Below are 24,635 nucleotides of genomic sequence, written 5' to 3'. Positions count from 1 at the left end.
GTCTCGCGCACGGCCTTGCCGTTGTCCCAGGTTTCGGCCACGGCCAGCAGTTCGAGGTTGGCCTCGATGCGGTCGGCGATCTTCAGCAGCACCAGCGCGCGATCCTGTACCGAGGTTTTGCCCCAGGCATCGGCGGCGGCGTGGGCGGCGTCCAGGGCCTTGTCGATGTCCTTGGCGTCCGAGCGCGGGAATTCACCGATGGTCGAGGCATCCACCGGGCTGGTGTTGGTGAAGTACTGGCCACCCACCGGCGCGACGAACTCGCCGCCAATGTAGTTGCCGTAGCGTGGCTTGAGGGTGACGACGGCGCCTGCGGTACCGGGTTTGGCATAGATCATGTGAAGGACCTCTTTTGTTGTCAGGGGCCTGTCCTATGAGGCGAACGACAGGCCATGGTTCGATTCTGCATGTAACCACATGCGCGCCCTGAGTCGCCGCCAGGTGGCGTGGCAGAGCGCGCGGCTGTCGAGCTGCTATCAGGGTAGACGGCTTCCTCGATTTTCGCTGCAAGGCCCCTTGCCAAGGGCCCCGGGGGGCCTCCGGGCGGATTGCCTGAACATTGCGCACGCCTGGGCAGTCAGCTGACCAGGCACGTGAATCGGGAGATTGCAGATGAACAGATTGATGGGATCGGCGCTGCTGCTTGCGGCGCTGTTCAGCGCCGGCGCACAGGCAGATGGCGATGGCCAGACCTTGCAGCAGCAACGTGACAGGATCGGCGACGAAATGGTTCGTGAGCGCACCGGCTCTCCACCGGCAAGTGACAGCGCAACGGGTCAGTCGACAACGCAACCGCAACAACCCGCTGACCAACAGGCACCACGCAGCACGCTCAACTCCCCTGCCAGGCAGAACGATGCCACGCAGCCGGCTGCCCCTCAGCGGCAACCGGCCACCACAACGCCAGGCACCGGAACAGGCAACGGTTCCACTCCGCCAAGCGGCGCATCGGGTGGCACGCCGGCACGGGCCACCGAGGGCACAGGCGACAGCCAGGGCACAAGCAGCGGCGGTGCCATGGGCAACTGAGGCGAGAAACCGCCAAAACCAGCCTTTTTTAGCCGATCAGGAGGCGAGAATTCGCCACCTGCATCACATTAATGGCACATACAAATTGATACAGATCACTAGTTCAGTGCTGAGCAGACATATCGGCATGGACATTGCTTTCTGCGCCAGCCTGCGACGAAAGCGCGCATACGAAGGTGAATGCCCGGCGTTTCAAAAATCCACCGGGACTGATCGGTTTCGCAGAACGAAACCTGGCGGCATGCAACAGGCGATGCAGCTCCACCACCCGGGGCTGTAACAACGTCGGTCTTGCCGCCATGCAACCACATTAATGAAATGGTCTGTCTAATGAAAAAACTCCTGCTGTCCCTACTATGCTTGAGCGCGCTCGGCTGCGCCAAGCAGCCCGAACCGGAAAAATCCGTGGACGTCCTGCTGATCGGCGGGGGCATCATGAGTGCGAGCCTCGGCACCTACCTCAACGAGCTGGAGCCGACCTGGAAAATCGACTTGTACGAGCGCCTGCCCGAGGTTGCCAGCGAGAGTTCCAACCCCTGGAACAACGCCGGTACCGGCCACTCGGCACTGGCTGAGCTGAACTACACCCCGGAAAAGGCTGACGGCAGCATCGACATCAGCAAGGCGGTGGCGATCAACGAGTCGTTCGAGATTTCCAAGCAGTTCTGGGCCTACCAGGTCGAGCAAGGTGTTCTGAAGAACCCCAAGTCGTTCATCAACAACACCCCGCACATGAGCTTCGTATGGGGTGACAAGAACACCGAATTCCTCAAGAAGCGTTATGACGCCCTGCAGCACAGCTCGCTGTTCCGCAACATGGAGTTCTCCAACGACCCGGCGCAGATCAAGGAATGGGTGCCGCTGGTAATGGAAGGCCGCGAGCCCGGTGAAAAGATTGCCGCCACCCGCGTACAGACAGGCACCGATGTCAACTTCGGTGAAATCACCAAGCAGCTACTGAACAATCTGTCGCAGAAAAAGGACGTCTTCAACGTTCATGTGCAGCACGAAGTACGCGACATCACCCGCGCCGACGACGGATCCTGGAACGTCGTCGTGGCCGACCTGGCCAATGGCGAGAAGCTGAGCACCGTCAACGCCAAGTTCGTGTTCATCGGTGCTGGTGGCGGCGCGCTCAAGCTGCTGCAGAAGTCCGGCATTCCGGAAGCAGAAGGCTACGCAGGCTTCCCGGTCGGCGGCTCGTTCCTGGTTACCCGTAACCCGGAAGTCGCCGCCAGGCATCAAGCCAAGGTCTATGGCATGGCCTCCGTCGGCTCGCCACCAATGTCGGTTCCGCACCTGGATACCCGCATGATCGATGGCGAAAAAGTCATTCTGTTCGGGCCATTCGCCACCTTCTCCACCAAGTACCTGAAAAACGGTTCGCTGCTGGACATGTTCGGCACCATCACCACCCACAACATCTCGCCGATGGTCAACGCCGGTATCGACAACTTCTCGCTCAGCACCTACCTGATCGGTCAGCTGATGCTCAGCCAGGAAGACCGCATGCACTCGCTGCGTGAATACTTCCCCGAAGCGCAGGACAAGGACTGGGAACTGATCCAGGCCGGCCAGCGCGTGCAGATCATCAAGAAAGATCCCGAGAAAGGCGGCATCCTGCAGTTCGGCACCGAAGTGGTCAGTTCCGAAGACGGCTCCATCGCCGCCCTGCTGGGCGCCTCGCCTGGTGCATCCACCGCTGCGCCGATCATGCTGCACCTGATGGAGCGTACCTTCAAGGACAAGATCAAGACCCCAGAGTGGCAGGACAAGCTGAAGGAGATCATCCCCTCCTACGGCAAGACCCTGAACAACGACCTGGAGCTGACCAACAAGACCCGTGCCTGGAGCAGCGAGCGTCTGCAGCTGACCTTCGTCGAGGTCAAGCCGGAGCAACCGCAGAGCGAGCAGGCCCCGCAGGCAGAAGCTGCAGCCCCGGCCCTGTAGCCGGTTACCACAGGCGCCTCCACGCAAGGCGCCCTGGCAAAACGAAAAACGGCCCTTGCGGGCCGTTTTTTTATTGCCTTGACTACATGGCGGTCAGGCCGGCTGGGCCGATTTGCCATTGGCCACGAAGCGCAACATCCACTCACCAACGGTGCGCCCCTGGTGATCCTCATGCAGGCTGTCGACCGCCGCCCGGTAGGTGCTCTCACCGATGTGCTGCTGGCGGATGTCCAGCAGTGCGCGGGAATATTCGGGCACGAACTCCGGATGGCCCTGGAAGCACAGCACCTGATCGCCAATGCGGTAGGCCGCATGGGCACAGAACGGGCTGGTAGCCAGCAATGTGGCATTTTCCGGCAATCGGGTGACCTGATCCTGGTGGCTGATCAGTAGGGTCAGCTCGTCCAGCGCGGGCTTCATCCAGTCGGGCTGCTCGGTCAGCCGATAACGATGAATGCCCACGCCCCAGCCGCCGCTCGCCCGCTCGGCCTTGCCGCCGAGCAGCAGCGCCAGCAGTTGGTGGCCAAAGCAGATGCCCAGCAGCTTGTCGCCCGCCTGATAGCGTTCGAGCAGGTAGGCCTTGAGCGTTTCGATCCACGGGTCACTGGCGAACGAGTCCGCCTTGCTGCCGGTGACCAGGTAGGCATCGAAGCGCGCCTCGGCGGGCGGATAGTCGCCCTTCATCACGTTGAATACCTGGAAGCTGGCCGTGATGGCCTGGTCAGCGAAAAGACGTTCGAACATCCTGCCGTAGCCCTGATACTGGTCGACCAGCTCGGGGCGCAGGATGTCGGTTTCCAGAATGCAGATCTGCAGCGACATGGCGATACCTGAAAAAGTGACGAAGCAGTCAAAGCCTGCCTGTGCCGATGCATCAAGGCAAGAGGCGCGGCGTTATCCGGCCATCAGCGGATTCGATAGCCGTCATAAGCGGTATTTACTTCTGCGCCGGCGCTGCGCGGCCGATGATTGTGCCATCGGCCCGCGGGCCATAGACGAGCGAAGCCCCATGCACCGCCAAACCATCCGCTATGCACGCAACGGCGCTCTGGGCGCCATTGGCTTCTACCTGATGATCGCCCTGCCCTTGCTGGCCGCCAGCATGCAAGCTCCGTCCCCCTCGACGCTGCAGGCACCGCTCGAGCACGCGCTCGTCGCGCCAGTGGACGCGGGCCAGGACAGTTTTTCCTGAACCCGAAGCGAAGCGCCGGACTCCAAACAGCAGTGCCTGCCCCTAGCAGGCGCGCTATTCCTAATCAGTGAAGGAGTTCCACGATGCTCAAGAAGACCCTGACTGCCCTCACCGCCGCTGCCGCCATGAGCGCCGGCTTCGCCATGGCCGACCGCCCGGGCGCCGACTGGATCAGCATCGAGCAAGCTCTGAGCAGCGCCAAGCAGGCGGGCTTCACCCAGATCCACAAGATCGAGGCAGACGATGCCGGCTACTGGGAAGGTGAAGGCACCAAGCAGGACAACCGCCTCTATGAATTCCGTGTCGACGGCAAGAGCGGCAAGCTTATCCGCGAACAGCTGGACAACTGACTGAGCCAGTATTGAAAACCGGCCTGCGGGCCGGTTTTTTTATGGCCGCCTGAAACTCCTGACGAACGGCAGCGGGCGCCGCGGTGATGGCCATATGCGTGACGGCGTCTGGCGCCGCGGTTGTACGAAAGTCAAAAAGGGTTCCATAGCTATGGCGCTGGTCGATCCACCCTTTTAAAAACAAACCGATCTAAAAAAATGAACCGCTCGCTCTACAGTCAATACGTAGGCCATCGGGTTTTGCCGAGGCACCGGGGACCGGGGGACGAGGCGGTCATCACGGCCCGCACCACAACAATCAGAAAAGGCGAACGGCCATGATCAACAAACCGAAATTCCGCCAGGCGGGGCTGATTCTCTTTGCCACTGCCGTGTTGCTGATTCTCCCAAACCTGAGCCGGATGATCGGCTGAGGCCGCTCAGGTGACGCGCGGCATCCACCACGCCAGGATCAACGGCAACCAGCCAATCGCCAGCAGCGTGGAGCACATCACCAGGCTCGCGACCTGTTCGGGAGAGCGATTGGCGCGCACCGCGAACAAGTAATTGAACACAGCCACCGGCATGGCCGACTGCACCACCAGTACGGCGTGGGTCAGCGGCTCGAGGTTCATTGCCGCGCCAATACCCCAGCCAACGGCAGCCCCCAGCACGATACGCAGTGCCCCCAGCACCAGCCCAGCGCCCAGGTGATGCAGGCGGATACTGGCCAGCGAAACGCCTAAGGTCAGCAGCATCAATGGGATGGTCATGCCTCCCACCAGGCCGACGGTATTGGCCAGCCAGCGCGGCAGTTGCAGATCCAGGAAGATCATCGGCAGGGCTAGGAGCAGGCTGATCAAGATGGGGTTGCGCAGCAGGTCCCTGAACGACGCCGCATTGCCGGACAGCGCAATGCCGACACTGAACTGCATGATCGACAAGGTCAGGAAGAACGCCACGGCCAGCGCCAGGCCGTGCTCGCCGAATGCGTACAGACTGATGGGCAGGCCCATGTTGCCGGTGTTGGGAAACAGGAATGCCGGCACCAACACCTTCCACTGCTGGCGGAACAGGCGGCTGAACAGCACCCCAAAAAGCCCCATGCAGCCGGTGACCAGCAAGCAGCCCAGCGCCATGCTGGTGAAGGCCTTGGGATCCAGATCGGTACGGCTCAGGGTCGCCAGCACCAGGCTCGGCGTACCGATGGTCAGTACCAGACGGGCAATGAATTCGGTGGGATAGTGCTGGCCGCTACGGGCCCAGGCATAACCAATGCCGGCGACGATGATCACTGGCGCCAGTACAGCAAACAACTCGGCCAGCATGGCCTGTTCCTTCGGGCAAAGCGGCCATGCTAGAAGCGATCGTCATCAGATCGCAAGCCGTACCGGCATGAATGGACGCACGGGCAGGTGAAGACGGCCCACCACCCTGCCCCGGTCACTGCGCTTGCACGCTCAACAATGGCTCGACGTCGACCCGCGCCATCATCCGCTCGCTGCCACCGCCGCGGCGCATGCCGCGTACCGGACAGGCATCCAGGTAGTCCAGACCGATCGCCAGCTTGAGGTGACGCTCCGGCCTGGCCAGGCAATTGGTCACGTCGAAGCTGTACCAGGCACCATCCAGCCAGGCCTCGGCCCAGGCGTGGCTGGCCAGGTGATCCTGGTTATCGGCGACCAGATACCCGGAGACGTACCGCGCCGGTATGCCCAGGCTGCGCGCGCAGGCGATAAAGGCGTGGGCGTGGTCCTGGCACACGCCCTGACGCCCCGCGAAGGCCTCCGCTGCGCTGGTCTGCACGGCAGTGACACCGGGTTGGTAGCGGATATGTTCGCTGAGGCCGTGCATCAGGTCGATCAGCGCAGTGCGATCGCGACGCTGAGCGCACTGCTTCCAGGCAAAGTCGCGCAGGGCCGCATCCGCTTCGGTCAGCCGGGTAACGCGCAAGAACGGCAGTGCCGACTGGCCCTCGTGCTCGGCGTCGCTCGACTCGTCGATCTCGACCAGGCCCTGGGCGGCGATGACGATCGACTCATGGGGCTCGTCCAGCGTCAGCACGTGGAGGATGTTGCCGTAGGGATCACGCTGCGCACGAACAGGACGCGGCAGGTCGAGCTGCCACTCGAGTATCTGCTGGCGGTTGCTGTCGTGGGGGGTGAGACGCAGATACTGGATGCTGGCTCGTACCTGGTCCTCGTAGTGATAGCTGGTCTTGTGGCGAATGGACAGTCTCATGCGACCTCCAGGTAGGACGTGTGGATGGCGCTGCCGAGCTCATGAATCTGCTCGATGAATTCGGTCAGCCAGGCGTGCAGCCCCTCCTCCAGCACCTCATCGATGCTGGTGTAGCGCAACCGCGCATTGAGTTCGGCCGCCAGGCGCTGTGCCGGGCGACCGTTGTCGCCGGGCAACCCGGCAAGCATCTGGTAAAGCTCGTCCATGCAGGCGCTCAAGGAGCGCGGCACCTCGCGGCGCAGCAGCAACAATTCCGACACCTTGCGCGCGCCTGGCGAGCCCCGATAGACCTCGGCGAAGGCTTCGAACGAGGACAGTGCGCGCAACAGGGCGCTCCACTGGTAATAGCTGTGGGCGGGCCGGCCATCGACATCGTCGACGTCTTCACCGAGCAGCTCGTAGCGCGCGTCGAGCAGGCGCAGGGTATTGTCGGCGCGCTCGATGAAGGTCCCCAGGCGAATGAAGCGATAGGCCTCGCCGCGCACGATGGTGCCGAAGGTGGCGCCGCGGAACAGGTGGGAGCGCTCCTTGACCCACTCGCAGAAGCGGCTGATGCCGTAGCGCCCCAGCCCCTGCTCGGCGATGCCACGGATCTCCAGCCAGGTGGCGTTGATGTTCTCCCACATGTCCGCAGTGATGCGCCCGCGCACCGCATGCGCATTGCTGCGTGCAGCGCCCAGGCAGCTGTAGATGCTTGCCGGGTTCTGTGCATCGAGGGCGAAGAAGTGCAGCATGCGCTCGGCATGCAGCTCGCCGTGGCGCTGCTGGTAATCCTCCAGGGTGCCGGTGATCAGCAGCGGCATCGTCAGCTCGTCAAGGCCGTCGCGGCGTCCGTCCTGGGGCATCAGCGACAGCGAATAGCTGACGTCCAGCATGCGCGCCAGGTTTTCCGCCCGCTCCAGGTAGCGGGACATCCAGTACAGATCGGAGGCGGTTCTCGATAACATACTCAGTCCTCCACCACCCAGGTGTCCTTGGTACCGCCGCCCTGGGACGAGTTGACCACCAGTGAGCCTTCGCGCAGCGCCACCCGGGTCAGGCCGCCGGGTACGATGCGCGTTTCCTTGCCGGTCAGCACGAATGGGCGCAGGTCGATATGCCGCGGCGCGATGCCGTTTTCGACGAATGTCGGGCAGGTAGACAGGCACAGGGTCGGCTGGGCGATATAGGCGTCCGGCCTGGCGATCAGGCGCAGGCGGAATGCTTCGATCTCCGCATTGCTGGCCGCCGGCCCAACCAGCATGCCGTAGCCGCCCGAGCCTTGGGTCTCCTTGACCACCAGGTCCTTGAGGTTGGCCAGCACGTGGGACAGCTCGCTGGGTTTGCGGCATTGCCAGGTCGGTACGTTCTTGAGGATCGGCTCTTCATCCAAATAGAAGCGGATCATCTCGCCGACATAGGGGTAGATCGACTTGTCGTCCGCCACCCCCGTGCCGATGGCATTGGCCAGCACCACGTTGCCCGAGCGATAGGTCGACAACAGCCCGGGCACGCCGAGCATCGACTCCGGGTTGAAGGCCAGCGGATCAAGAAAGCCGTCGTCCAGGCGTCGGTACACCACATCGACCTGCCTGGCGCCTGCCGTGGTGCGCATGAACAGCTTGTCGTCGCGCACGAACAGGTCGGCGCCCTCGACCAGTTCGACGCCCATTTCCCGAGCCAGGAAGGCATGCTCGAAGTAGGCACTGTTGAAGCGTCCCGGCGTCAGCACCACCACGGTGGGGTTGTCGAGCGGGCTTGAGCTTTTCAGGGTGTCGAGCAGCAGGCTGGGGTAATGATCGATGGGCGCGATACGCTGGTTGGCGAACAGTTCGGGGAACAGGCGCATCATCATCTTGCGGTCTTCGAGCATATAGCTCACACCGCTGGGGGTGCGTAGGTTGTCCTCGAGCACGTAATAGGTGCCGTCGCCATCACGTACCAGATCGACACCGGCAATCTGTGCGTACAGGTCACGGTGCAGATCGAGGCCCTGCATGGCCAGTTGATAAGCCTCGTTGGCCAGCACCTGCTCGGCCGGAATCAGCCCGGCCTTGATGATGCGCTGGTCATGATAGAGATCGGCCAGGAACATGTTCAGCGCCTGTACTCGCTGGATGCAGCCACGCTCGACGATGCGCCACTCGCTGGCCGGGATGCTGCGCGGGATGATGTCGAAGGGGATCAGCCGCTCGGTGCCTTGTGCGTCACCGTAAAGCGTGAAGGTGATGCCCGCGCGATGAAACAGCAGATCCGCTTCGCGGCGACGCTGATCCAGCAGATCCTTAGGGGTGTCGTGCAGCCAGCGAGCAAAGGCCTGGTAGTGCGTGCGGCAGGTGCCGTCCGGCAGATGCATTTCATCGTAAAAGGTGCGGGTCATGCCGTACTCCTTGCAAGCCCAGTTCAACCCGCACGCTGCAAGCGTCGAGCCAGCGAAATTATTCCTTTAAAATCAATTTCTTACTTTGCAACCTGAACAACAAAGCACCAGATTGAAGCACGATGGAGCGGCGGAGACGGCGGCCTGCGCGATCTGCTGGCATGCCGCCGTCGAGGGAGGCGACACGTGGCCATCTGCCCCTATGGATGTTCAGACAGACGAGGCGGCAAAGCATTGCACTTTTCTGTCAGGCCCTTTTGTCCAGAAATTTCCGGGTTGGAGAAACATTGCCAGTGCTTAGCGTTCCCAACTGGAGAGGCCCTCTGTTGACCTGGCCGACACTCACACCTGGACAAGGAATGCACGATGAACAGCTGCCTGATACCGCCCTACATCCTCGACCGCATCATCGGCCACGGCTCCGAGCGCCAGCGCGACTGCGCACGCAACACCCTGCAGCACGTCAGCGCGCTGCGGCACAACAATGGCAAGCCGCGCTTGAGCACCTTGCAGGCTCGCCAGGCCATGCTTGCCGGGCAGCCTGAGCGCAGCATCCATGATGCCGGGCAACAGACCCAGTTGCCCGGCCAGCTGGTCCGCGCCGAGGGGCAACCGGCCTCTGGAGACCCATCTGTTGATGAAGCCTACGAGGCCCTGGGCGCCACCTACCGGTTCTTCTGGGAAGTGCTCGGCCGTCACTCCATCGACGGTCAGGGCATCCCGCTGATCGGTACCGTGCATTACGGCCAGCGCTATGAAAACGCATTCTGGAATGGCGAGCAGATGGTCTTCGGCGACGGTGACGGCGAGATATTCAACCGTTTCACCATTGCCCTGGACGTGGTCGCTCATGAACTCACCCACGGCGTCATCGACAGTGAGGCGGCGCTGGTCTATGCCAACCAGTCCGGCGCCCTCAACGAGTCGCTCTCCGATGTATTCGGCATTCTCACCAAACAGTACGCGCTGCAGCAGAGTGTCGAGCAGTCGGATTGGATCATCGGCGCCGGCCTGCTGACCGAGTCGATCAATGGCAAGGGCCTGCGCTCCATGGCGGCGCCCGGCAGCGCCTACGACGATCCGTTACTGGGCAAGGACCCACAACCGGCCCATATGCGCGAATTCGTGCACACCCGCGAGGACAACGGCGGTGTACATATCAACTCGGGCATTGCCAATCGCGCCTTCTATCTCGCTGCCAAGGCCCTGGGCGGCCATGCCTGGGAACAAGCCGGGCCGGTATGGTATGACACCCTGTGTGACGAGCGTCTGGCCAATGATGCCGATTTCACAGACTTCGCGCGCCTGTGCGTGGACCACGCGCAACAGCGCTTCGGCCAGGGGTCTGCGCAAGCCATGGCCGTGGCCACTGCCTGGAGTGACGTGGGCGTGCAGAGTGGCCAACCATGAACAAGCTGCCCCCCTTGAGCGACGCCGCGCGAGTGCGCATCTCCCGCCAGGGTGGCTTTGCGGCAATTGCCGCGCTGAGCCGGCCACGGGAGATCGACTTTGCCCAATGCGATGCGGATCAGCGAGGGCACGTCTGCTCGCTGCTCGAAGCCTGCCTGCCGGTTGCCAGCAACCAGGCCGGTCGCGGGGACCAGCGTTTCTATCGCATCGAGCTGCAGGCTTGCGCACGGCGTGCGCAGGAACAGGAACTGGTCTTGCACGTTCCCGAGGAGCAGGCTCCTCGGGATCTGGTGACGCTCTGGGAAAAAGGCCTGTAACCCCGATTGCCGCTAATCCTGGCGGCTGGCGCGGCTCAGCTGCTGGGTAACGCCCCAGCCGTCGAGCTCGCCGCCCAAGGGGATCACCACCGACTCAAGATCCTGCGAAAAATCGCCAATACCCGCCGGGGTCACATGCATGACCTTGCTGACCTGCAGATACCAGTCACCTTCATCACGCTCGGTAACCTGGGCATGCAGGCTTTCGCCGCGAAAGTTATGGGTGGCTTTCAGGGCGCGAGCCCGATCGGGGAAAATCGCGTAGAACTCGATGGGGTGAACGCTGGCGAAATCGAACCCGCCTTCCTTCATTCGACGCAAAATGCCGCTACCAACATCTTCGTGCAGAATCGTGCTCATAGTTGATCTCCATCGGACGAGGAAATTGATACGCCGTGGAACCGGCGATCTGTCTCAACATGCAACACACGGCGCACCGTGATGACACGCGGGCCTGGGCCCCTGGTACGAGCTGGGTCTGAAGACGCGCATGCGGTTTGCGCAGCACGCCCTCAAAGCATAGACCGCGGCGCGCTGCGGGTCATCCCACTAATCTTCACCTACAGCTCGTCGGCCTGCCGCGCCAGCCAGTGCTGCCGTGCTATATCCAAGGGTGAAGCCACGCCCGCTGGCGGCGGCAGGATCTTCGTGCTGCCTCTGCGGGCCAGACACACGAGGTATTGGCCATGAGTACCCTGCAATGCACCTACCGCGATCATCACATCAGTGCCGAAGTCATGGAGCACCCGGGCATTCCCACACCCTGGGCCGGTGGCTGCCGCGTCACTGCCCCTGACGGGCGCACCACGCGGCGCCTGCCGCTGCCACTCAACCTTGCCTTTCTCGATGACCTGACCAAGGCCCAGCGGGCCTCCATTGCCCATGGCAAGTGGCTGGTCGATCAGCATCTGAATAAAAGCCGGGATCTTTTTCCGGAAAATGTGGCCAAATGCCACGCAGCATGAGGCCGCGACGCTAGACCCGCATCCGCAGCGGGTCGGCACCACACACCCGGCATGCAAATGCCTCGAGTCAACCGGTCTCATGCCCTGACAGATCCGGCCGTACATTCGTGCGGCCGTTCCCATTCGAGAGGAAGGTTGGATTTTCATGGCGAACCGTACGCTTTCAATTTCCGCTGTTGTGATCACCAGTATTCTGGCGCTGAGCGCCTGCAGCGACGCCAGCAATACCCCCGCCAAAACCGCCTCCGCCGCCCAGAGCAGCCCGCCCAAGCTGCAGGAAAAGGAGGATCTCAGTCCCTTCGCCGGCTTTGCCAGCGCCCGCTTCGGCAGCGACGAAACGGCCGTGCGCGCGGCCTGGAAGGGCTCGCTGCGTGACGGCGGTGGCTCGGACAGCTGCCGTCAGCTGTTCCAGGACCCGCGCCCGGCCAAGGGCTTCGGCACCTCGTTCATGCTCGAGAACGGCCAGTTCGTGCGTTACGACATCGACAGCCGCGAACGCAAGGCGCCTCGCGGCCTGCAGGTGGGCAGTAGCGCCCAGCAGATTCGCGCCACCTACCCGGGCCGTTACGAAGAGCAGCCCAACAAGTATGTAGAAGGCGCGACGGATTTCATCGTCACGCCCTATATCGATAGCGAAGCGCGAATGGTCTTCGAAACCGATCCCGACGGCGTGGTGACGCGCTGGCGCATTGGCGTGCCGCCGGCGGTGTTCTACGTCGAAGGCTGCAGCTAAATCGTTCTAAAAAAGAAACCGGCGCCAGGCGCCGGTTTTTTTATATGTTTCAGGGCTGCGGTTTATCCGGCACGCCATCCACCACGCCTGCGGTGTTGTCCAGCAAACTCTTGGTAGCCGTTTGCAGGAAGCCTTCCATGCGTTTCTTCAATGTCTCGTCCACGGGCCCCTCTATACGCGTGGCAGTCGGCTTCGCCCCCAATTGATAGCGGTATAGCCGTGGCTCGAAACCCTTGGGCTGCACCAGCACCTGCTCGGCGGTGACGATCGCCACGGTTTGGTCGCCGCCTGACGGCTTGATCACCCCCACGCCACCATCGCCTTCAGGCAGGTTGAGCAGATCGCGCCCCCAGCACTGATGACGTACGTCGCCCCCCAAGCGGCCCATGATGGTCGGCACGATATCCACCTGGGTGCCGACGGTATGGCTGACCTTGCCGAATTTCTCCTGAATGCCCGGCGCGATCAGCAGCAGCGGCACGTTGAAGCGCTGCAGATCCATCTCGGTGACTTGGTCGAAACCGCCAAAGCCATGGTCGCCCACCACCACGAACAGGGTCTGGTTGAAATACGGCTCCTTGCGCGCCTTTTCGAAAAACTGCCCCAGCGCCCAGTCCGAATAGCGCATGGCGGTGCGGTGCAGATCCTCCTTGCCGTTGATCATCACCGGCTCGACTGGAAGGTCCTTGGGCAGTGCGTAGGGTGTGTGGTTGGAGAGGGTCTGCAGCAGCGCGTAGAAGGGTTTATCACCGTAGTTGGTCTTCAGTTCCAGGGCACCGCGGTCGAACATGTCCTGGTCGGATACGCCCCAGGTCGGGTCCATGAACACCGGGTCGACGAAATCCTCGCGGCCGATGAAGCGGGTCATGCCCTGGTTGCTGAAGAAACCTGACTGGTTGTCCCACTGGAAATTGCCGTTGTAGACATACAGGTTGTCGTAGCCCCGGGCGCCGAGCAGCTGTGGCAAGCCGGAAAACTTGTGGGCGCCTTCCGGCGTACGCATCAGGTACTCGAAGCCCGGCAGGTTGGGAAAGCACGCCATGGTGGCGAACATGCCTTGGTGGGTGTGGGTGCCGTTGGAGAAGAAGCGGTCGAACAACAGCCCTTCCCGGCTCAGCTTGTCGAAATACGGGGTGATGTTGCCCGGCGCGCCGAGGGCGCCCACCGAGTGCCCGGCGAAGCTTTCCATCAGGATGACCACCACGTTGCGGATCGGCAGGGTCTTGTCGCTCGGCGGTGTGTACACGCGGCGGACCGCGGCGCCGTCGGCATCGACCAGTTGGTCCTGCGCGGTGAGCAGCATGTCGCGGGTGATCTGCCGGGCCTGCCCGTCTTCCATGGTCGATTGCCAGGTGTTGTCACGGTGCGGGCCAAAGGTCGCCTGGGCGGCGGTGAACAGGGTCAGGGTGCCATTGAGGCCCAGCTGATTGGCGAACATCGAGTCGGTGGTGTAGGCATCGCCCCAGCGCAACGGCGGGCCCTGGCGCAGGTGGCCACGGGCGGCGATCACCGCGATCAGCAGACACAGGAAGAACACCGCCACGCGCCAGTACCAGGCCACCACCGGCCGCGCGCCGCCGGCACCGGCTGGCACCTGGCCGCGGCTGGCACGATCGAAGCGGCTGAACATCCACCACAGCAGGCCGGTGATGACGAACCAGGCGACCAGGTAACGCGCCACCGGAAAACCGTTCCAGAGCATGCTCATCACCGTGGCCTGGTCTTCCTGCAGGTACTGAAACACCAGGCTGTTCAGGCGCTGGTGGAATTCCTTGTAGAAATCCAGTTCGGCCAGGCCGAGAAACAGCGTCAGGCTGGCGAAGCCGGTCAGCCAGATACGTTGCCAAATACGCGCGCACATGGCGCGAGTACTGAGCAAGGCGATCAACAGCGGCGCACAGGCGTAGACCACCACGCGCAGGTCGAAGCGCAGGCCGTTGTAAAACGCCTCGACGAATGCGGCGGCCGGCGTATCGCCGATCAGCTCGCGGTTGTAGACCAGCATGGCGACGCGCAGCAGGGTGTACATCACCAGCAATGCCAGGCCGCTGAACAGGGTGAAGCGCAACTGGCTGCGTAACGGCTTGGAGGGGGTAAAAGGGCTGCCCTGAACTGCTGTAGGGGTCATGTTCGATCATCCGCAAGAGGCATTTAGCGCAAGCTCGCCTACTTCGGCGAACGGCGCCGCGGCAGTCTGTAGGTTCGGATGTGAAAATTTTGTCGCGAAGAGTTCTCAGTGCCTGTGGCGCCGGTTTGAAAGTCACTTTCACGCTGACAAGGCAGCCCCCTGGGGTTATCGTCGAGGCATGACAGACAGCCAACTCATCATCCTGCCGTACCAGGCCCCCTGGGATTGGCAGCAGTTCCACGGGCATTTCCGGCTGCGCGCCATCGCCGGGCAGGAATGCCTGGGTGAGCGGGACTATTGCCGCAGCTTTCGTCTTGGCGAGGTGACCGGCTGGTTTCGCGTCACCGCCCTGCCCGACCAGGATGCCCTGCTGCTGGAGCACAGCAGCTCGGCCAGCGCCCGCCTGCCAGAGCTGGTACAGCGGGTACGTCGCATGTTCGACCTGGATGCCGACCCGGCGCTCATTGCTGCACATTTCGCAGCTGATCAGCATCTCGCGGCGATGCTCGCACGCAACCCTGGCCTACGCCTGCCCACCGCGTTCGATGCCTTCGAGCAGGCGGTACGCGCCATCGTCGGCCAGCAGGTCACGGTCAAGGCAGCCGTAACCATCACCGGCCGGCTGGTGGCGCGGCTCGGCGAAGCGCTGGTCGATGCCCCGGCTGGCATCGACCGGCTGTTTCCGACACCCGATGCACTGGCCGCTGCCAACCTCGAGGGCATCGGCATGCCCGGCAGGCGCGTGCAGACCCTGCAGCATTTCGCCGCCCAGGTCGCCAGCGGTGCCCTGCGCCTGGATATCAGCCAGGGCGCCGACGAGCTGATCGAGCGCCTGTGCGCCCTGCCCGGCATTGGCCCGTGGACAGCCGAATACATCGCCTTGCGCGCCTTCGGCGATGCCGACGCCTTTCCCGCCAGCGACCTGGGGCTGCTCAAGGCGCCGATCTGGGGCGCCACCGGCATCACTGCCCGCCAGCTGCAATTGCATGCCGAAGCCTGGCGGCCGTGGCGCGCCTATGCGGCGGCCCACCTCTGGCACAATTATTCGGGAGGCTGAGGATGTACTACCGCTATCAGGAAAGCCCCATTGGCCGGTTGTTCATGGTCGGCGACGAGCACGGTCTGCGCCAGCTGTTGATGGAGGTGGAGCGCACGCCCTGGCTGATCGGTGATGACTGGCAGGAGGCTGGCTCGCAGCTCGATGACGCCAGCCGACAACTCGACGAATACTTCGAGGGCCGGCGACAGCGCTTCGAGCTACGCCTCAACCCGCGGGGCACGCCGTTCCAGCAAGCGGTCTGGCAGGCCCTGCAGCAGATCCCGTTCGGCAAGATCGACAGTTACAGCGCCCTGGCCCGGCGCATCGAGCGGCCCGCGGCGGTACGCGCGGTGGGCGCGGCCAATGGCGCCAACCCCATCTGCATCATCATCCCCTGCCACCGGGTGATCGGCCGCGACGGCAGCCTGACCGGCTTTGCCGGCGGCCTGCCCCGCAAGCAACTGCTACTGGAACTCGAGGGCGCCGTGCCCAGGCCACAGGCCAGCCTGTTCGACTGAACGCGCTCAGTCCTCCAGGCGCGGAAAAGCGGTGGCGATGGCATCGCCACTGGGACGGGGCTGCGCCCCGTTCGCGGCAGACAGGCGAATCGCCGCGCAGTACGGGAATTCACCCAGGTCGAACCAGTGGCGCGTGCCAGCCGGTACGCTGATCAGCGCGTTGCGCTCACCAAACAGCGCGTAAACGTGATCGTCGACATGCAGACTCAGCAACCCCTGTCCGGCCAGAAACAGGTACAGCTGCGCGCCATCGGCAATCACTTCCTGCGGTGGTTCGAGCGGTTTTTCGCCCTCTTGCGGCCAGTGACGCCGGTCAACGCTGATCACTTCGACCTGGCTCAGGTCGTGGTCGTGCATAAGCTGCGCGAGGGGCTCGCCAAGCGCGGCGCGGATCTCCTCGGCCGGAGCACCGGGCTGCACCTTGACCTCCAGCGGCAGCACGCCGAACATCAGGCCGGCGGCGGCCAGCGTGCTGGTGATGTCTTCGGCGTGGCCCAGCACCTTGTTGGGGATCTGCGGGCTGGACTGGTGATGAACGCTCAGGCGACTCATGGGGTATTCCTGTACGGGTGCTGGCTACCTTGGGGTAACCGAGTGGGTCATGTCGGCTCGGCCGTGCGTCGGGCCATGATAACGGCTGCGAGCAGCGCGGCCAGCCCCGCCAGGGCGAATGTCCACTGCGGGCCGATGCCATGCCAGCTATAGCCGGCATACAGGGCACCCAGCGCGCCGCCAATACCGGCCAGCGAAGCGTATAGCGCCTGCCCCTGGCCCTGCTGGCGGGCACCGAAGCTGCGCTGCACGAAGGCGATGGCCGCCGCGTGGAAACTGGCGAAGGTAGCGGCATGCAGCACCTGGGCGAACAGCAACACGGCCAGATGGTCGGCGAAAAAACCCATCAATAGCCAACGCAACGCGGCGATGGCGAAGCTTGCGACCAGCACCCGGCGCAGGCTGAATTGCCTGAGCAACCGCGCCATGGCCATGAACATCAGCACTTCGGCAAGCACCCCCAGCGCCCAGAGCATGCCGATCAGCCCACGGCTGTAGCCAAGCTGCTCCAGGTGAATGCTCAGAAAGGTGTAGTACGGCCCGTGGGACAGCTGCATCAGCGCCACGCACAGGTAGAAGGCCAGCACCCCGGGCCGCTTTACCTGTTGCAGGAAACCGCCCTGGCTCGGCGACTGCGACGAGGTAAGCGGCTGCGCATCGGGTACCCAGAAGCTGCTCAGGGCGATGCCGCTGATGATCAGCAGCAGCGCCCAGGGATAGACGTCCAGGCTGAGCAGATCGAACGCCTTGCCCAGGCCCACGACGGCCAGGATGAAACCGATCGAGCCCCACAGGCGCAGCTGCGCATAGCGGGCCGATTGCTCGCGCAGATGGGCCAGGGTGATGACCTCGAACTGCGGCAACACCGCATGCCAGAAGAAGGCGTGCAAGGCCATCACCATGGCCAGCCAGGCGTAGCTCTGGCTGACGAAGATCAGGCTCAGGCTGAGCAGCGTGCACAGCGCGCCCAGGCGCACTATCAGCAGGCGCCTGCCGCTGTAGTCGCCCAGCCAGCCCCACAGGTTCGGCGCCACGCAGCGCATCAGCATGGGAATGGCCACCAGCTCGCCGATACGCGCCGGCGAAAAACCCAGATGGGCGAAGTACAGGCCCAGGAACGGCGCGGTGGCACCGAGCAGCGCGAAGTAGAACAGGTAGAAACCGGACAGACGCCAGTACGGGACGGCCGGCGTCAATCCTGACCCCCTTGGCTGGCGAAGAATTGCCGAATCAGCGCACTGCTTGCACCCGGCTCACGCAAGGTGACCAACGTCCCCTTGTCATCCACGGTGAAATGCCCCTTGAAGGCCTCCGGCATGGCGTCGTACTGCCGGTTGACCTGCTCGAGGGTCTCGCGCAGGCAGGCGTAGCCATAACGCTCGACCAGATACGGCAACGCATTGCGCCCTCTGAGCAGCTCGTACTCCTGATAGTTGTAGGGCGTGGACTGCTGCCTCTTCGCCAAGGTCTGGCGAAAGCCTTCGAGCAATCGCTGCAGTTGCTTCTCTTCAGAACGGCGCGCCAGGCCTCGGAGGGCATAGACCTTCATGTCCAGGTAGCGCTCCTTTCGATAGGCCTGGGTGAAAAACTCATCGAGCGCCTGAAAGTCGCAGTCATACAGCAGCCTGAGTACCTGCCTGCGCACATCGAGCTGCTTGCTGGCGGTGTAGAGCGCAACGAGGTACCCCGCGGCTCTTTCGTCGACCTGGGCCGGCTTCAGCGCGAACAACGCATCGCGAACGTCCGAGAGGCGTTTGCCTGTAACGCTGCGTAGCACCTCGGGAAACTCGCTCATGCCACCCTCGCCTGCATACTTCCGGGACGCTCGATCACAGCTGCGGCAGTACCGGCGTAGTCACGCGTACATCGGCATTCTGCCCACGGTGGCGCAGCAGGTGATCCATCAGCACCATGGCCATCATCGCTTCGGCGATCGGCGTGGCGCGGATGCCCACGCAGGGGTCGTGACGGCCCTTGGTGATCACGTCCGCCGGATTGCCATCGACATCGATGGAGCGCCCAGGCGTGGTGATGCTGGAGGTCGGCTTGAGCGCCAGGTGAGCGACGATCGGCTGGCCGCTGGAAATGCCGCCGAGAATGCCGCCGGCATGGTTGGACACGAAGCCGGCAGGCGTCAGCTCGTCACGGTGCTCGGTGCCGCGCTGGGCTACCGAGGCGAAGCCATCGCCGATTTCCACGCCCTTGACCGCGTTGATGCTCATCAGCGCATGGGCCAGCTCGGCGTCCAGGCGGTCGAAGATCGGCTCGCCGAGGCCCGGCATCACCCCTTCGGCGACCACGGTGATCTTCGCACCGACCGAGTCCTGATCACGACGCAGCTGATCCATGTAGGCTTCCAGCTCCGGCACCTTGGCAGGATCGGGACTGAAGAAGGCGTTCTGCTCTACCGAATCCCAGGTCTTGAAGGGGATTTCAATGGGGCCCAGCTGGCTCATGTAGCCACGAATGACGATGCCCTGGCTGGCCAGGTACTTCTTGGCGATGGCGCCGGCCGCCACGCGCATGGCGGTCTCGCGGGCCGAGCTGCGGCCGCCGCCGCGGTAGTCGCGTACGCCATACTTGTGGTGGTAGGTGTAGTCGGCGTGGGCCGGGCGGAACAGATCCTTGATCGCCGAGTAATCCTTGGACTTCTGGTCGGTATTGCGGATCAGCAGGCCAATGGCGCAACCGGTGGTCTTGCCCTCGAACACCCCGGAGAGGATTTCCACCTCGTCGGCTTCCTGGCGCTGGGTGGTGTGACGGCTGGTACCGGGCTTGCGGCGATCCAGGTCGCGCTGCAGGTCTTCCAGGGAAATATCCAGGCCGGGCGGGCAGCCGTCGACGATGGCGACCAGCGCCGGGCCATGGCTCTCGCCTGCCGTGGTGACGGTGAACAGCTTGCCGAAGGTATTGCCGGACATTGCGCGAGACTCCAGAGACGTTCGATCTGCAGCCTGCGGCGAAAAGGCAGGCCCATAGAGAAAGCCGCTGAGTATACTCCCAGCCAACCGCCGAGATCACCCGCGCGCGAACCTTTGGCCAATTGCCAGCGTCCAACAGAGCCCATCACAGACCCGTCACCATCATGCTGCGAGCCTTGCTTTTGACCCTCTCTCTCTTCACTGGCCTGGTTCAGGCTGCCCCCATCCTGCGTGAACCGGTCAGCCTGGATACCGGCCAGGGTGTGCTGCAAGGCTCGCTGGTATTGCCCCAGCGCAAGGAGCCGGTCCCGGTGGTGCTGCTGGTGGCTGGGTCCGGGCCGACCGACCGGAACGGCAACAACCCGGGCGGCGGCCATAACGACGCCCACCGCAAACTGGCCCAGGCACTGGCCCAGCAAGGCATCGCCAGCGTGCGCTACGACAAGCGCGGCATCGCCGCCAGCTTTGCCGCCACGCCTCACGAGCGCGACCTGAGCGTGGAGCGCTACGTGGCCGACGTGGTGGCCTGGGTGCAGCAATTGCGCGGGGACAAGCGCTTCAGCCAGGTCATTCTGGTCGGCCACAGCGAAGGCGCACTGATCGCCACCCTGGCGGCCAATCAGGCAGACGCGGATGCTCTTGTGTCGATCGCCGGCAGTGCACGGCCTATCGACCAACTGCTGCGCGAACAACTGCGCAACCGCCTGCCGCCGCGCCTGCGTGGCGAGGCCGAGGCGCTGCTCGAAGCCCTGCATGAAGGCCGCCAGGTGGCGCAGGTGTCGGATGAACTGACCGTGCTGTTTCGCACCAGCGTACAGCCCTACCTGATTTCCCTGTTCCGCCAGGATCCGGCGGCGGCCTTTGCTCAGGTGAAAGCCCCAGCGCTGATCCTCCAGGGCGATCACGATATCCAGGTCAGCGTGCAGGACGCCGAGGAGCTGCAGGCTGCCAACCCGCGGGCCGAGTTGCAGATCGTCACCGGCATGAACCACGTGCTGCGCATCGTGCCGATGGACATGGAGGCCCAACTGGCGTCCTATGACAACCCGGACCTGCCCCTGGCACGCGGCCTTACCACGCGCCTGGCCAGTTTCATCAAAGCGTTGCCGCCTGCAGAGACGGCCAAGGCTGCCGATAACTCATGAAACCATGACCCGCGGCGCAGCGACTCCTCGTTCCCGCTACGGCGTCATGAATTCTTTTTGACGTCCTGCGGCTGCAGGGCGGCTCTTCGAGGAACGCCAGATGACCGACAGCGAAACGAGCGCCGTCGTCGCGCAAGAAGGCGAACAGCCCGCGCCGTCCCATCCCTGGGCCAACCTTGGCCCGGAGCAGTTTCGCCTGCTGCGCTTGGCCCCCCTGCCCGCCGATCGTCACACCGGCCCGCGCACGCTGCGCTTCGTACAGCTCGGTCGCCTCGAGCGGCACAGCAAGGACCACAGCCTGCTGCGCCTGAGCCTGCAGTTACCTGGGCAAAAACTGCGCAAGGAGCAGAACGTGCTGGAGCTGTGGCTCGATCACCGCGCCAAGGAAGCCCGCTTCGGTCCCGACAGCGGCCTCAGCCTGGAACCGCAGAACCGCGGGCTGGGGCGCTTCCTGCTGGCCCAGGCGGTCGCCTGGGCCAAGCAGCACTGCGCCCACTACAGCCTCGAAAGCGGCCCACTGCCCAGCCGCGATGCGCTCAACGACGAAGCTCGCGCCCGCCGTGACCACTGCCTCAAGGCCCAGGGGTTCAACGTCGACTATCAGGAGAACCAACTCAAGGCGCAGTACAGCGCCTCGCGGCTCAGCGTCCTGCACAGTGACTGGAACGGCGAGAAGGTGCAGTTCATCGAGCAGCTGGATGCCGCCGCCATGCTGCAACAGGCCGATCACAACCTGCAGGAGCAGGACGCGCAATTGCGCAAGCAGCACGAGCGCCTGGAACGGCTCAAGCGCGAAGATGGCAGCCTGCGCTTCACCATCGCCTGCCTGGTGACCTTCAGCCTGTTCCAGGCCGGCCTGCTGATCTGGATCGCCACGCATTGACGGTTTTCCATAGGCGATAAAAAAAGGTTTTCGTATAGCTTGGGGACGGTGCGGGTTGACACCGGACTGGCAAGTTTTTGTGCGTATCACTCATTGGCTTGGCACTATCCATTACCGCGTCTGCTGACCCCTTATGTTGCGCCCCTTACGGGCGCCACACCTTTCTTGCTTGCCCAAGAAAGGTGTGCCAAAGAAGGGCACCCCGACATCCGGGTTTCGCTACGCGAAACTTCCCTCGCTCCGGCGCCGCTCTGGGGGCCGGCTTACATGGGCCTTCCCTGGCCCATTAAGCCTCTCGCCGCATCCATGCGGCTCGCTCCCCTACGCAACACCTCCACTCGGCCTCCTGAAGGGGGACCATGTCGCGAGCTTGCGACATCTGCAAGATCAAAGTCGGTAGCGTTTGGCTTTTGCTCTTGAAGCCCGATCTCACAGACGACGCCTAAATCCCCTTCAGGAGGCCGAGTGGAATCGCCATGTAAGGGGCCGGGCGGGTAGCCATGAGCGACATGGATGTCGCGAGAGCTGCGATGGCCGGGGCCGCCTAGGCAGGGATGGCACTTCGCAGCGTGCCCCTGGAGTGGTGATGGAGCGAGGGAGCCCCGGCGCAGCAGGGCGGGGGCGCCTAGCCCGGATGGTGGGGTACCCTTCTCTTTGGTTACTTTCTCTTGGGCAAGCAAGAGCTACGCAGCGCAGCGAAGTAACAGCCGCAGGCTGGCCTGAAGGGTGAGCGCAGCGAATCAAGTGACTCGCCCGTAAGGGGCGAAACCCACTAGTCCAGGCGGCGGGCCAATGGAGAGTGCCAAGTCATCGGCAGCTAACACTTAATTGCCAGTCCGGTGTCAGGCCTACCCTCCCCGCCAAAATGCGAAGAACCATAAAAAAGCCGTTGCTCTCTGAGCAACGGCTTTTGCGTTTCAGCGCACCTTCGCGATCAGACGCGGAAGTGGCTGACCATCTGCTGCAACTGGCTGCCCAGGCGCGCCAGTTCGACGCTGGACGCCGCGGTTTCCTCGCTGGCCGCCGCGGTCTGCTCGGAGATGTCACGCACGTTGATCACGCTGCGGCTGATCTCCTCGGCCACCGCGCTCTGCTGCTCGGCAGCGGCGGCGATCTGCTGATTCATGGACTGGATGTTCGACACCGTACGGGTGATGCTCTCCAGCGAATCACCGGCCTTGCGGGTCAGCTGCACGCTGCTGTCGGTCAGCTCGCGGCTGCCGTGCATGATGTTGGCCACCTGCTGGGTGCCGTGCTGCAGGCCGGCGACCAGTTCCTCGATCTCCTCGGTGGACTTCTGCGTACGCTGCGCCAGACCGCGAACCTCGTCGGCAACCACCGCGAAGCCTCGGCCGGCCTCACCGGCACGGGCCGCTTCGATGGCCGCGTTGAGGGCCAGCAGGTTGGTCTGCTCGGCCACCGCCTTGATCACGTCCATGACGCTGCCGATCTTGTTGCTTTCCTGCTGCAGATGGCTCATCGCTTCGGTAGAACGGGTCACTTCGGCAGCCAGGCGCTCGATCTGTGCAATGGCCTCGCCCACTACGCGATCGCCGTCGTTGGCTTCGCGGTCGGCGTCGGAGGCGGCGCGCGAAGCGTCAGCGGCATTGCGCGCGACTTCCTGCACGGTGGCGGACATCTCGTGCATGGCGGTGGCCACCTGATCGGTCTCCACCTTCTGGCTGTTGACCCCGGCACTGGTCTGCTCGGTAACGGCCGACAACTCCTCGGCGGCGCTGGCGATCTGGGTGACGCCATCGCGGATGCCGCCAATCAGCTCACGTAAGGTGCTGCCCATGCGCTGAATACCCTGTTGCAGCACGCCCATCTCGTCGCGGCGTGTCACCTGCAGGGTCTGGCTCAGGTCACCACCGGCGATGCGCTCGACGGCTACCAGGGTTTCCTGCAGCGGACGGGTGATCTGGCGGGTGATCACCCAAGCGGCCAGAATGCCGACCAGCAGCGCGATCACCGTGGTGCTCAGCTGCAGCGTTCGCGCCGAGGCCGTTTCGCTGTTGCGACGCTCCATCTGGATAGCGGTGAGTTCGTTGCTGATACGCACGATCTCGTAACCTTCCTCGGTCAGTTCCTTGCGCGCCACGGCGATGGTCTCGGTGGCGGCCTTGAAGGCCATGACCGCGTTGCGGTAGTTGTCCAGTGCAGTGGTGACCTGGTTGACCCGCTGCGGGTGCTCGGCAGCGAATGCCTGGCGGAAGGACTCCAGCTCCTTGATGGTGGTATCGATCTGCGTGATAGCCGTGCGCTCGGCCTCGGCGTTCGGGCTGCCGGTGTAACCGCGCACCTGATAACGCACCAGCTGCCAGTCTTCCTTGGCCTTGGTGATGGCCTGGAACTGTGCAGTACGGCTGTCATCGTACAGCGGCAGGTTCATCACCGCGGCGTTGATCTCGTCGATCGCCTCGCCCGCGGTCACCGCATTGCGGGTCATTTCCTGGCGTGCGTCGTTGCTGACGCGGTAACCGCCGCGCATCTTGTTCAGCGACAGCTGATAGGCATCGATCTGCGCCCCCTGCGCCTGTAGCAGACGCACGTTCTCGGGGCTCTTGAATTGCGACAAAACCTGGCCATGCTGGGCCTTGAAGCCGTCGAGGGATTTCTGCACGGTCTCGGCAATTTGCTCGTCGCCGTTGGCCAGCATGTATTGCAGACGGGTGATGCGCAGATCGGTCAGGCTGTCGTTCAGGCGAGCGATGTCGGCGGTCCAGTCGCTGCGCTGAATGAGGCTGCCCAGGCTGGTCCAGCCGGTCAGTGCGAGTACACAGGTAAGGGCGAGCACGAGGCCGAAGCCCAAGGCGAGTTTCAAGGTGACGCTGATGTTCGAAAACCAGCTGTTCATATAATAATTCTCCGATTTGTAACCGAGTTCAGGCAGCTGGAAAATTATTATTGGACCGAGCTGTTTT

At 63.4% G+C, this 24,635-nt stretch carries 25 protein-coding genes; 12 read left to right on the top strand and 13 right to left on the bottom strand.

Annotated elements, in window-relative coordinates:
- Positions 1–338: aldehyde dehydrogenase family protein (locus BM154_RS14520; protein ID WP_139225453.1), on the bottom strand; the 338-nt coding region annotated here is incomplete at its 3' end.
- Between the two features lie 274 nt (positions 339–612).
- Here BM154_RS14520 and BM154_RS23930 point away from each other — a divergent pair.
- Both BM154_RS23930 and BM154_RS14515 read left to right on the top strand, forming a co-directional pair.
- A complete protein-coding gene (locus BM154_RS23930) occupies positions 613–1,029 on the top strand; it encodes a hypothetical protein (protein WP_139225452.1) in 417 nt (138 codons plus the stop codon).
- Positions 1,030–1,359: 330 nt separating this feature from the next.
- Positions 1,360–2,979: a malate:quinone oxidoreductase gene (locus BM154_RS14515; protein ID WP_074885187.1), complete on the top strand. Its 1,620-nt coding sequence runs from the start codon at positions 1,360–1,362 to the stop codon at positions 2,977–2,979.
- A 93-nt stretch (positions 2,980–3,072) separates the two neighbouring features.
- Here BM154_RS14515 and BM154_RS14510 read toward each other — a convergent pair whose 3' ends face one another.
- Positions 3,073–3,801, bottom strand: a complete 729-nt coding sequence (locus tag BM154_RS14510) for an amidotransferase (protein ID WP_074885185.1) — start codon at positions 3,799–3,801, stop codon at positions 3,073–3,075.
- On the opposite strand from BM154_RS14510, the gene BM154_RS23925 reads away from it, so the two are divergent.
- Both BM154_RS23925 and BM154_RS14500 read left to right on the top strand, forming a co-directional pair.
- Complete coding sequence (locus tag BM154_RS23925; protein WP_139225451.1) at positions 3,782–4,171, top strand: hypothetical protein; 390 nt, start codon at positions 3,782–3,784, stop codon at positions 4,169–4,171. The genes BM154_RS14510 and BM154_RS23925 overlap by 20 nt on opposite strands.
- An 83-nt stretch (positions 4,172–4,254) precedes the next feature.
- A complete protein-coding gene (locus BM154_RS14500) occupies positions 4,255–4,521 on the top strand; it encodes a PepSY domain-containing protein (protein ID WP_074885180.1) in 267 nt (88 codons plus the stop codon).
- Between the two features lie 419 nt (positions 4,522–4,940).
- Here the strand turns inward: BM154_RS14500 and BM154_RS14495 are convergent, their stop codons facing one another.
- From BM154_RS14495 to BM154_RS14480, 4 genes are all read right to left on the bottom strand, one after another.
- Entirely contained in the window at positions 4,941–5,828 is an 888-nt protein-coding gene (locus BM154_RS14495; RefSeq protein WP_074885177.1) for an AEC family transporter, read from the bottom strand.
- A 115-nt stretch (positions 5,829–5,943) separates the two neighbouring features.
- The gene (locus tag BM154_RS14490; protein WP_074885174.1) at positions 5,944–6,741 is read right to left on the bottom strand and encodes a transglutaminase family protein; all 798 of its coding nucleotides are present in this window, start codon (positions 6,739–6,741) and stop codon (positions 5,944–5,946) included.
- Complete coding sequence (locus BM154_RS14485; RefSeq protein ID WP_074885171.1) at positions 6,738–7,688, bottom strand: alpha-E domain-containing protein; 951 nt, start codon at positions 7,686–7,688, stop codon at positions 6,738–6,740. Before BM154_RS14485 ends, BM154_RS14490 begins: the two co-directional genes overlap by 4 nt.
- A 2-nt stretch (positions 7,689–7,690) precedes the next feature.
- The gene (locus BM154_RS14480) at positions 7,691–9,100 is read right to left on the bottom strand and encodes a circularly permuted type 2 ATP-grasp protein (protein ID WP_074885168.1); all 1,410 of its coding nucleotides are present in this window, start codon (positions 9,098–9,100) and stop codon (positions 7,691–7,693) included.
- A gap of 366 nt (positions 9,101–9,466) precedes the next feature.
- On the opposite strand from BM154_RS14480, the gene BM154_RS14475 reads away from it, so the two are divergent.
- Positions 9,467–10,510, top strand: a complete 1,044-nt coding sequence (locus BM154_RS14475; RefSeq protein ID WP_074885165.1) for a M4 family metallopeptidase — start codon at positions 9,467–9,469, stop codon at positions 10,508–10,510.
- Positions 10,507–10,827, top strand: a complete 321-nt coding sequence (locus BM154_RS14470; RefSeq protein WP_074885162.1) for a protealysin inhibitor emfourin — start codon at positions 10,507–10,509, stop codon at positions 10,825–10,827. The genes BM154_RS14475 and BM154_RS14470 overlap by 4 nt, the downstream gene beginning before the upstream one ends.
- A 12-nt stretch (positions 10,828–10,839) precedes the next feature.
- Here BM154_RS14470 and BM154_RS14465 read toward each other — a convergent pair whose 3' ends face one another.
- Positions 10,840–11,187 carry a ribonuclease E inhibitor RraB gene (locus tag BM154_RS14465; protein ID WP_074885159.1) on the bottom strand — a complete coding sequence of 116 codons (348 nt, stop codon included), beginning with the start codon at positions 11,185–11,187 and terminating at the stop codon, positions 10,840–10,842.
- A gap of 326 nt (positions 11,188–11,513) precedes the next feature.
- Between BM154_RS14465 and BM154_RS14460 the strand changes: the two genes are divergently transcribed.
- Positions 11,514–11,792, top strand: a complete 279-nt coding sequence (locus tag BM154_RS14460) for a hypothetical protein (RefSeq protein ID WP_074885156.1) — start codon at positions 11,514–11,516, stop codon at positions 11,790–11,792.
- Between the two features lie 145 nt (positions 11,793–11,937).
- Positions 11,938–12,525, top strand: coding sequence for a hypothetical protein (locus BM154_RS14455; RefSeq protein WP_074885153.1), 588 nt, complete (start codon positions 11,938–11,940; stop codon positions 12,523–12,525).
- A 49-nt stretch (positions 12,526–12,574) separates the two neighbouring features.
- Here the strand turns inward: BM154_RS14455 and BM154_RS14450 are convergent, their stop codons facing one another.
- Complete coding sequence (locus tag BM154_RS14450; protein ID WP_074885151.1) at positions 12,575–14,653, bottom strand: LTA synthase family protein; 2,079 nt, start codon at positions 14,651–14,653, stop codon at positions 12,575–12,577.
- 178 nt (positions 14,654–14,831) lie between these two features.
- On the opposite strand from BM154_RS14450, the gene BM154_RS14445 reads away from it, so the two are divergent.
- Both BM154_RS14445 and BM154_RS14440 read left to right on the top strand, forming a co-directional pair.
- Positions 14,832–15,710: a DNA-3-methyladenine glycosylase family protein gene (locus tag BM154_RS14445; RefSeq protein ID WP_074885148.1), complete on the top strand. Its 879-nt coding sequence runs from the start codon at positions 14,832–14,834 to the stop codon at positions 15,708–15,710.
- 2 nt (positions 15,711–15,712) lie between these two features.
- Positions 15,713–16,210, top strand: a complete 498-nt coding sequence (locus BM154_RS14440) for a methylated-DNA--[protein]-cysteine S-methyltransferase (RefSeq protein WP_074885145.1) — start codon at positions 15,713–15,715, stop codon at positions 16,208–16,210.
- A gap of 6 nt (positions 16,211–16,216) precedes the next feature.
- On the opposite strand, the gene BM154_RS14435 is transcribed toward BM154_RS14440, so the two are convergent.
- The 4 genes from BM154_RS14435 to aroC are packed head-to-tail and all read right to left on the bottom strand — an operon-like array spanning position 16,217 to position 19,683.
- Positions 16,217–16,762 (bottom strand): hypothetical protein, encoded by a 546-nt coding sequence (locus BM154_RS14435; RefSeq protein ID WP_074885142.1) that lies wholly within the window; start codon positions 16,760–16,762, stop codon positions 16,217–16,219.
- Between the two features lie 47 nt (positions 16,763–16,809).
- Complete coding sequence (locus BM154_RS14430) at positions 16,810–17,958, bottom strand: MFS transporter (RefSeq protein WP_074885139.1); 1,149 nt, start codon at positions 17,956–17,958, stop codon at positions 16,810–16,812.
- Positions 17,955–18,557, bottom strand: a complete 603-nt coding sequence (locus BM154_RS24310) for a hypothetical protein (RefSeq protein ID WP_208609439.1) — start codon at positions 18,555–18,557, stop codon at positions 17,955–17,957. Before BM154_RS24310 ends, BM154_RS14430 begins: the two co-directional genes overlap by 4 nt.
- Before the next feature lie 34 nt (positions 18,558–18,591).
- Positions 18,592–19,683 (bottom strand): chorismate synthase, encoded by a 1,092-nt coding sequence (aroC, locus tag BM154_RS14420; RefSeq protein ID WP_074885136.1) that lies wholly within the window; start codon positions 19,681–19,683, stop codon positions 18,592–18,594.
- 164 nt (positions 19,684–19,847) lie between these two features.
- On the opposite strand from aroC, the gene BM154_RS14415 reads away from it, so the two are divergent.
- The gene (locus BM154_RS14415) at positions 19,848–20,828 is read left to right on the top strand and encodes an alpha/beta hydrolase family protein (RefSeq protein WP_074885133.1); all 981 of its coding nucleotides are present in this window, start codon (positions 19,848–19,850) and stop codon (positions 20,826–20,828) included.
- Positions 20,829–20,928: 100 nt separating this feature from the next.
- Complete coding sequence (locus BM154_RS14410; protein ID WP_074885130.1) at positions 20,929–21,711, top strand: hypothetical protein; 783 nt, start codon at positions 20,929–20,931, stop codon at positions 21,709–21,711.
- Between the two features lie 934 nt (positions 21,712–22,645).
- Here the strand turns inward: BM154_RS14410 and BM154_RS14405 are convergent.
- Positions 22,646–24,568, bottom strand: coding sequence for a methyl-accepting chemotaxis protein (locus BM154_RS14405; protein WP_074885127.1), 1,923 nt, complete (start codon positions 24,566–24,568; stop codon positions 22,646–22,648).
- Between the last annotated feature and the right edge of the window lie 67 nt (positions 24,569–24,635).

This window comes from Phytopseudomonas argentinensis (assembly GCF_900113905.1).
Lineage (GTDB): Bacteria > Pseudomonadota > Gammaproteobacteria > Pseudomonadales > Pseudomonadaceae > Aquipseudomonas > Aquipseudomonas argentinensis.
This window is presented reverse-complemented; position numbering and strand designations above follow the sequence as displayed.

Coding starts and splice junctions, on each gene's coding strand:
- BM154_RS14475 (WP_074885165.1), top strand. CDS start 9,467: ATGAACAGCTGCCTGATACCGCCCTACATCCTCGACCGCATCATCGGC.
- BM154_RS14470 (WP_074885162.1), top strand. CDS start 10,507: ATGAACAAGCTGCCCCCCTTGAGCGACGCCGCGCGAGTGCGCATCTCC.
- BM154_RS14460 (WP_074885156.1), top strand. CDS start 11,514: ATGAGTACCCTGCAATGCACCTACCGCGATCATCACATCAGTGCCGAA.
- BM154_RS14440 (WP_074885145.1), top strand. CDS start 15,713: ATGTACTACCGCTATCAGGAAAGCCCCATTGGCCGGTTGTTCATGGTC.
- BM154_RS14410 (WP_074885130.1), top strand. CDS start 20,929: ATGACCGACAGCGAAACGAGCGCCGTCGTCGCGCAAGAAGGCGAACAG.
- BM154_RS14515 (WP_074885187.1), top strand. CDS start 1,360: ATGAAAAAACTCCTGCTGTCCCTACTATGCTTGAGCGCGCTCGGCTGC.
- BM154_RS14510 (WP_074885185.1), bottom strand. CDS start 3,801: ATGTCGCTGCAGATCTGCATTCTGGAAACCGACATCCTGCGCCCCGAG.
- BM154_RS14500 (WP_074885180.1), top strand. CDS start 4,255: ATGCTCAAGAAGACCCTGACTGCCCTCACCGCCGCTGCCGCCATGAGC.
- BM154_RS14405 (WP_074885127.1), bottom strand. CDS start 24,568: ATGAACAGCTGGTTTTCGAACATCAGCGTCACCTTGAAACTCGCCTTG.
- BM154_RS14450 (WP_074885151.1), bottom strand. CDS start 14,653: ATGACCCCTACAGCAGTTCAGGGCAGCCCTTTTACCCCCTCCAAGCCG.
- BM154_RS14485 (WP_074885171.1), bottom strand. CDS start 7,688: ATGTTATCGAGAACCGCCTCCGATCTGTACTGGATGTCCCGCTACCTG.
- BM154_RS14435 (WP_074885142.1), bottom strand. CDS start 16,762: ATGAGTCGCCTGAGCGTTCATCACCAGTCCAGCCCGCAGATCCCCAAC.
- aroC (WP_074885136.1), bottom strand. CDS start 19,683: ATGTCCGGCAATACCTTCGGCAAGCTGTTCACCGTCACCACGGCAGGC.
- BM154_RS14495 (WP_074885177.1), bottom strand. CDS start 5,828: ATGCTGGCCGAGTTGTTTGCTGTACTGGCGCCAGTGATCATCGTCGCC.
- BM154_RS14445 (WP_074885148.1), top strand. CDS start 14,832: ATGACAGACAGCCAACTCATCATCCTGCCGTACCAGGCCCCCTGGGAT.
- BM154_RS14465 (WP_074885159.1), bottom strand. CDS start 11,187: ATGAGCACGATTCTGCACGAAGATGTTGGTAGCGGCATTTTGCGTCGA.
- BM154_RS14480 (WP_074885168.1), bottom strand. CDS start 9,100: ATGACCCGCACCTTTTACGATGAAATGCATCTGCCGGACGGCACCTGC.
- BM154_RS23930 (WP_139225452.1), top strand. CDS start 613: ATGAACAGATTGATGGGATCGGCGCTGCTGCTTGCGGCGCTGTTCAGC.
- BM154_RS23925 (WP_139225451.1), top strand. CDS start 3,782: ATGCAGATCTGCAGCGACATGGCGATACCTGAAAAAGTGACGAAGCAG.
- BM154_RS14415 (WP_074885133.1), top strand. CDS start 19,848: ATGCTGCGAGCCTTGCTTTTGACCCTCTCTCTCTTCACTGGCCTGGTT.
- BM154_RS24310 (WP_208609439.1), bottom strand. CDS start 18,557: ATGAGCGAGTTTCCCGAGGTGCTACGCAGCGTTACAGGCAAACGCCTC.
- BM154_RS14490 (WP_074885174.1), bottom strand. CDS start 6,741: ATGAGACTGTCCATTCGCCACAAGACCAGCTATCACTACGAGGACCAG.
- BM154_RS14455 (WP_074885153.1), top strand. CDS start 11,938: ATGGCGAACCGTACGCTTTCAATTTCCGCTGTTGTGATCACCAGTATT.